A 6,472-nucleotide genomic window follows, 5' to 3' on the forward strand; every position below is an offset into this window, starting at 1 on the left:
TCTTCTCAATTAATCGTAGCTATCGTCTGTGCCACTCTGCGCGATCGCTGCCGTAAATGCCAGTTGAGCAAATTCTTACATTGCCAGCTTTCTGCGCTTTCCTATCCGTCGAACTCACGTTAATTTACTCAGGAGAAGCATATCTATCTTACAGCATTGGTGGTGTTGCATACATGGGCTTTTTAGCGGCATACTTTGCTTCAGTCAATAACACCGTCTATCCCGAAGTTTTTTATGGCCCGGTTAAAGCTATAGAAACTTCTACTGGTATAGTTTCTGCTCGTGGTTGGTTAGTAACTTTCCATTTTGTCCTAGCGCTAATATTTCTGTTAGGTCACATTTGGCACGCACTGCGTGCCCGTGCGATCGCCGCCGGATTTGATTTTAAAAATGGTGACATGGTTCAACCGCCACAGGTGAATCGCCAAAGTAATCAAGCAAGCTTAGTTAACTCTTCTGATTTGACGCTGAAGTTTCTCAAATACTTGCCAATTTACCGCCGTGGTATATCTCCTCTGGCGCGGGGATTGGAAATTGGTATGGCTCATGGCTACTGGCTGGTTGGCCCTTTTGCAACATTAGGTTCATTAGGTTTATTAGGCAATTCTGATGTGGGTAACTTGCTTGGTTTACTAGCCGCAGGCAGTTTGATTTTGATCCTGACAATTGCTTTTTCAATTTATGGCACTACCAGCTTTGAAAGACAGCAAGAAATCTATCCACGACCAGCAACGGTTGCAACAGTTCCCCGTGTGCCACAGACTCTAAATTCTACTGAAAGATGGAGTCAGTTTACCGACGGCTTTCTAATTGGTGGGATTGGTGGAGTAATCTTTGCTTATCTGTTGTTGAATAGTGTTGCTGTATTTGCTGGAATTGCTATCAATTCGATTTAGTCATGTAGCAACTTAGTAGGCATTATGTAAAGACGTAGAATGCTACGTCTTTACAATTATTATCTGCCCAGTAACAAAAGCAAAATATATCAAAAATTGGTTACTTTTTCGGAAATACAAATGTCTAACCAGCCAGATGTCATTTGGTTGAATACAAGCCCTAGTTTGTTATACTTGGCTCAACCGCTTATATGTGAACTGTCACATCATACAACTATTGCTCAGTGGCAATATGCTCAAAGTCAGGATGAAGCAAGTTCTTTGGATATTGCAATACTTCTGCTGGATAATTATCTTCAATTAAGTAATCAACCTGTGCATTTGATTGGTCACAGCACGGGAGGATTATTAGGGTTACTATACACTCGTCGATATCCAGAAAAAGTTAAATCTTTAACTTTATTAGCTGTGGGTGCTGATGCAGCCCTTGACTGGCAAGCTCATTATTATACCCATCGCCCGTTTTTGAGTCGGCAAAAGATTCTCACTGCGATGGTGTACAACCTCTTTAGCTATCAAAACGAAGACACTGTTAAGTGTCTGTTGGATTCAGTTTGTTCCTGCCTGAAAGCTAATTCGTAATTAAGACATATAGCTTAAGGCTTAATACAGATAGTTTATAATACTTGACTCTGTTTTTTAAACAATACATAGTTGGACAATTTGATATCATACCTGCGGTTAAAACCAGTAGGCTAGGGAAATTTTTCGATATTTTTTATGAGGATAAATAATGTTAGCTACAATTTTTGGCACTTTTTGTGCGTGCGTAATTATGATTCTCTTTGTTTGGAGTATCTGGTTAACTTTGAAAAAAGGCATCAATTATTTAAAAATGTTGCATCAAATTCCCTGTCCCGGTTGTGAATATTTTACTAACGACTACCGCCTCAAATGTACTGTACACCCTATTAAAGCTTGTTCCGAGCAAGCGATCGCTTGTATTGATTTTGAACCGAAAACTTCTTCCTGTAATGCTTGCCAAAATGGTCGGCAAAAGCTTTGTTAGAGTTTTTCAATGGAAGAATTTATAATTTTTAATACTTTAAACACTTATGAACCAACGATCTGATTTACTATATGCTCTTAGTCCATACTATGGGCAATTTCAACCAGAGTATTTAGTGTTTAATGCTAAACTCCAAGAGTTTACTCAACGAATAAACTATATTTGTAGTCTACAAACTGGGGGTAAACTTTCTCCAGAAGAGGCTTATAAACAAATTCATTTTCTCTGGAAACAGTTGAAAAGTGCTAGAAAAGAATTAGAGGTTGTTTGAAAAGTGATTTGCTGTATCTTTGCACTTATTGATCCCCCCTAACCCCCCTTAAAAAGGGGGGAACCGGAATCAAAGTCCCCCTTAAAAAGGGGGATTTAGGGGGATCTAGAACATTTCGCTACCGTGAAGAGGACTTGTTCATTCATCCTCTTAGGAATTCGCTAATAAATTTAGTTCTACCGCTCCCCTTATGCTGTGGTACTAAAATTCAGGTTTTATAAAGAAGCATCAAAACCTGAAAACCCAGTCTCTCTAAAACAGGGTAAGCGCATCTTGTCAATAACAAAGCTCTAATCTCAATAAAGACCTAAATAATCGCATTAAAGCCCGCTTATTGATAATAAATTAGGCGTAGGCGTAGCCCGCACTTCTCTACGAGACGCTGCGCGTAGCAAGATCCCCGAAGTGGTACGGCATGGTTCGACTCCCTTCTCCTGTCGGAGACGCTAACGCGAACGACTGCGCCCTTACTTCGACGCCGCTCAGTACAAGTCGGCTACGCTCTCCCAAGGCTCAGGGCCAGCCGCTCACCAGCCGCTCAGTGACCATCGTAGACATCGCTATTAGCCTGTAGAAATCAACCGAACCATAAATCCCTATTCTATGGTTAGTTCATTAAATGTACCTTTTGTCAATCCCATTTGAGATGCGCTTACCCTGACGATAAATTAAGCTTTTTGACAATTTTTGCGTAAGTCCTGATTGAGTGATTTTATCGGATTATTGCCCGAAAATAGCAGAAAATTGGAGGGAGATAGGGAGATGCCAAAGAAAGAATTTGTTGTTAAAAAACGAAACAGGGATTGCAACATAGATTGATTCTGTCTTACTCTGGAAAAACTACTACGCCAGTTTAAGTTCCTAAACTTTGGGAACCACAGAATATAACTGGCTCTCCTTTCCTCAGCGCCCTGCCGATAACCTTGTTCAATAAAACACTTTGATAGCCTAAAACGATGAAAGCATCTGCTAATTTCGACTTTGAAGACGATAAATTTAATGCACCGCCTTCTCAAGTCCTTCCCTGGTGTCAGATGATTAATCCTCGGTATGGCACAGATGGTATGCAATCCCACGGTTTGGCAATTAAGCTGGATAATGCCAATGCTGTCGGCTTTGTGCCAGATGATAATTGGCAGCAAGTGGAGCATGAATTTAGCTCTGGAGTCGAAACGGTCTTTATTACCACTACTCCACGCGTGGTTATAGTGCGTCGGGGGCCATTGTCTGTCAAAGACCGGGAAAGTGGTCTAAAACTGGGTACGCTCAAAGAGAATTATGATGCTTTTTTAGCCGACAAACTTAAATTTAAAACCTTTACTCGCTATTTAATTTTTATAGTGGGAGAGAATAAAAAGTTTTTACATGAATCACCACTACAACTAACTCTTAATGGGGCCGCCGGAGCGAGTTTCAGCAAAACCTACTGCGAATATCAACAAGGCAAAGTAGTTAGTGGATTCGTTGCTGAACTAGAAAAAGCTTATGCTGTTTACCGCAAGCAACCTTTGACACCAAAAGGCCCTTTGTTCCATGCTCACGGGATTTTTTGCCCGATAATTGAGTGTGAAGAAAGAGGTATTGAACCAAATACAGTTCTCGTAGCTTCAACTGTAGACTACAAACATCCCACGGTAAAGACTTTAACAGAATACTTAATTGCTTCCGATTCTCTTGAGTCTGCAATGATTTGTAAGACTTTTGAAGAATACAAAGATTTTGGGAAGGAACCTGTAAAATCAGAAACGCCTAAATTGGCAATGGCAGGAGTTTCCAACTCTTACGTTTATGCTGATGAAGATGATTTTGCTTATCCACCATATTAGGTGGGAGTGGGGAGTGGGGAGTGGGTACAGACGCGATTAATCGCGTCTGTACTGGGGAGTGGGGGCTGGGAAAACTATTCCCTATTCCCTATTCCCTATTCCCTATTCCCTATTCCCTATTCCCTATTCCCTATTCCCTATTCCCTATTCCCTATTCCCTATTCTTTGAGCAGCAAATAATATAGTGAACCATTACCGCCTGTGACGCCAGCGCGATCGCCTGCTAGTTTACCAGACCCCATGAAATAATCTACCCGGCCCGGGCCTTTGATGGCGCTTCCTGTATCCTGATCAAGCACAAAGCGGTTGACAGTACGCCTCTCTAGTTTGCCACCACTGGCAGGATAGGGAAATGAGTTGTAAATCAGCGCTAGCGCTCCTGGAGGCATAAGAGACTTATCTGTAGCAATGGAACGTTCTGCTGTTACTGCCACATGAATACTACCAGTAGCTGGTCTACCGCTTGTTTCTTGGAAGAAAATAAATCGTTCCCAGCGTGGCAGATAATTGTTCAACTCTTGGGGTTTTCCCCGGAAATAACTAATCAGACGTGGCATTGTCAATCCAGCTAGTGGAAGTTTGCCATCTTTCGCTAGTTCTTTGCCGATACTAGTCCAAGGGTAATCAGTTCCACCTGCATAGCCAACTGATGTTGTTTTGCCATTAGTTAACTTAATTTGGGCAGAACCTTGGATATGTACCATGTATGCGTCTAGGCGATCGCGAAACCAAAGCAGTTCTAAACCGCGCAACTTGCTCTTATTCCCTTGTAAACCATCCTTCCCTTCCAAATTAATTCGTTTTGGGTGGGGTTTTGGCCATTGGCTGAAATCAGGTGGTAGCCGATAAAGAGGATACTTATATATTGCAGTCCTGACACGGCTGGCGGTGTAAACAGGTTCGTAGTAAGCAGTGAACTTAACAGTACCCTTGCCATCGTTGCCCACAGACTGGTAAAAGACAAACTCTCGGCTGACAGCAGCTTGTAATTGCGCTGCTGACTTAGAACTGACAACCAGTTGGCGGAAACGTAGCAAACTCCGACGGACGCGATCAAGGGTAATTTCCTTCATCGGATAATTTTGATATGCTGCGATCGCCTCTTTCTTTGTTAGGTAAAGCAGACTGTTATCAATAGAAGCCAACAACGCGTTGCGATCGCCTACTTTACCCCTTTGACCCCAAATTTGCTCATCCAAACCTAAACAAGTCTGCTGGAACGTACAATTGGTTCCGATAGCGATTGGTTTTAGGGGCGGCGTTATCTCAGGAGTAATTGGTATTGGCTGAGGTGGGAGATCAGGAGTTATGGGTACTGGCAACGGCAGGAAGTTAGGAACCTGAGCAACAGCCGACCAGAGAGGGTTTACAAGGGCAATTCCCAGACTTAAGGAAAGCAAAGCAAGGGTTTTTCTCATCATTTAGTTGAATCTTTCAACACTGGAACTAAAAACGGGTTCTACCCGGATTGCCACGATCCGAGAAGGGCGTACTACCATATATTCCCCTTGAATATTTTTGATCGGCACGCTAATAAAGTCATTAGAAGCAGACTTTGGCACAAGTTCGCCACTGTACCACTTCTGAAACTCTTGAATCGTAGGAAAACGTACTTCTTCCCGATGACCGCTTTCCAGTAGGAGGTATACGGCATATTCATTTGCAGTTCTAGCCATAAAGTTGAATTATTTAAAAAACATTCAACCCATTGTTAACCACGTAACCCCCGAATGAAAAGGGTAAGCATACGGGACAGGCAAGGTAAGGGAGCAAGGGTGAACAAATGACTAACGCTCAATGACTCTTGACTCTAGACGGCTAATTTTTTAAGCAGTTCCTTAAAACAATACTCCGGACAGTTTTTAATTGAGCCAATCGACAAGAAAGCCATCGATCCATTAGGGTGCTGATTAGAACAAACAAGCACTGGAACGATTTCATCACGTTTCTACGGGCATTGAACCCTCGTAAATTGGCAGAGGTATTAATCAAGCTGAACAGATTTGTTCCATTGGTTCTGGTGCTATTGAATCTACAGTTAAGCAAATTGACCGTCGAACCAAAATTTCTGGTGCACAGTGGAAGGTTGAGAACGTTCCTCAAGTTCTTGCTCACCGTTGTGCCTATCTTAATGGATTAATCTTTGCTCGCTAAATAAAAAGTGGGATGTTCCCCTTTGCCTCTGTATTGACAGTGACGTTGTTACTATTGTCTGAAATTCCATCCTTAGTAATAGGTTTCTATGCAGAAAATATAGACATTTGAAAAAATGGTAGACTCTCAATTCAAAGCTTTAGCATTTTTCTTTTCATAAGTTATATTTCGGACAAGTCTAGTTATCTGATATCAATTTACATTGAGCTTGCATATAATAGAGAGTTGAGGGTAAGTCGGACAGCAGCAAAATGGCACGTCAGTTAGAAATAGAAATCACCGAAAGTGCAGAATATCTAGAAAAAACACTGAAACA

The 6,472-nt window shown here is 41.8% G+C and carries 7 protein-coding genes and 1 pseudogene; 6 read left to right on the forward strand and 2 right to left on the reverse strand.

Features of this window, described 5'->3' with window-relative positions; all coding sequences use genetic code 11:
- Positions 1-56 precede the first annotated feature (56 nt).
- The 5 genes from LC653_RS43915 (at position 57) to LC653_RS43935 (ending at position 4,002) form a co-directional block, all read left to right on the forward strand.
- The gene (locus LC653_RS43915) at positions 57-896 is read left to right on the forward strand and encodes a photosystem I reaction center subunit XI (protein ID WP_229501535.1); all 840 of its coding nucleotides are present in this window, start codon (positions 57-59) and stop codon (positions 894-896) included.
- A 120-nt stretch (positions 897-1,016) separates the two neighbouring features.
- On the forward strand, positions 1,017-1,478 hold the full coding sequence (locus LC653_RS43920) for an alpha/beta fold hydrolase (protein ID WP_229501536.1): 462 nt from the start codon (positions 1,017-1,019) through the stop codon (positions 1,476-1,478).
- 151 nt (positions 1,479-1,629) lie between these two features.
- Positions 1,630-1,905, forward strand: coding sequence for a hypothetical protein (locus LC653_RS43925; RefSeq protein ID WP_229501537.1), 276 nt, complete (start codon positions 1,630-1,632; stop codon positions 1,903-1,905).
- 46 nt (positions 1,906-1,951) lie between these two features.
- Positions 1,952-2,176 (forward strand): DUF7219 family protein, encoded by a 225-nt coding sequence (locus tag LC653_RS43930; protein WP_229501538.1) that lies wholly within the window; start codon positions 1,952-1,954, stop codon positions 2,174-2,176.
- 956 nt (positions 2,177-3,132) lie between these two features.
- The gene (locus LC653_RS43935; protein ID WP_229501539.1) at positions 3,133-4,002 is read left to right on the forward strand and encodes a DUF5895 domain-containing protein; all 870 of its coding nucleotides are present in this window, start codon (positions 3,133-3,135) and stop codon (positions 4,000-4,002) included.
- A 158-nt stretch (positions 4,003-4,160) separates the two neighbouring features.
- Here LC653_RS43935 and mltA read toward each other — a convergent pair whose 3' ends face one another.
- Positions 4,161-5,420, reverse strand: a complete 1,260-nt coding sequence (mltA, locus tag LC653_RS43940; RefSeq protein ID WP_229501541.1) for a murein transglycosylase A — start codon at positions 5,418-5,420, stop codon at positions 4,161-4,163.
- Positions 5,421-5,423: 3 nt separating this feature from the next.
- Positions 5,424-5,678 (reverse strand): hypothetical protein, encoded by a 255-nt coding sequence (locus LC653_RS43945; protein WP_229501540.1) that lies wholly within the window; start codon positions 5,676-5,678, stop codon positions 5,424-5,426.
- 313 nt (positions 5,679-5,991) lie between these two features.
- Between LC653_RS43945 and LC653_RS43950 the strand changes: the two are divergent.
- A pseudogene (locus LC653_RS43950) lies at positions 5,992-6,156 on the forward strand (ISKra4 family transposase); the annotation flags it as partial.
- Positions 6,157-6,472: the final 316 nt, after the last annotated feature.

Origin of the sequence: Nostoc mirabile CHAB5784 (assembly GCF_020829645.1) — a bacterium.
GTDB classification, from domain to species: domain Bacteria; phylum Cyanobacteriota; class Cyanobacteriia; order Cyanobacteriales; family Nostocaceae; genus Nostoc; species Nostoc mirabile.

Excerpts from the sequence above, each read along its gene's own strand:
- LC653_RS43920 (WP_229501536.1), top strand. The coding sequence starts at position 1,017 with ATGTCTAACCAGCCAGATGTCATTTGGTTGAATACAAGCCCTAGTTTG.
- LC653_RS43930 (WP_229501538.1), top strand. The coding sequence starts at position 1,952 with ATGAACCAACGATCTGATTTACTATATGCTCTTAGTCCATACTATGGG.
- LC653_RS43945 (WP_229501540.1), bottom strand. The coding sequence starts at position 5,678 with ATGGCTAGAACTGCAAATGAATATGCCGTATACCTCCTACTGGAAAGC.
- LC653_RS43915 (WP_229501535.1), top strand. The coding sequence starts at position 57 with ATGCCAGTTGAGCAAATTCTTACATTGCCAGCTTTCTGCGCTTTCCTA.
- LC653_RS43925 (WP_229501537.1), top strand. The coding sequence starts at position 1,630 with ATGTTAGCTACAATTTTTGGCACTTTTTGTGCGTGCGTAATTATGATT.
- LC653_RS43935 (WP_229501539.1), top strand. The coding sequence starts at position 3,133 with ATGAAAGCATCTGCTAATTTCGACTTTGAAGACGATAAATTTAATGCA.
- mltA (WP_229501541.1), bottom strand. The coding sequence starts at position 5,420 with ATGAGAAAAACCCTTGCTTTGCTTTCCTTAAGTCTGGGAATTGCCCTT.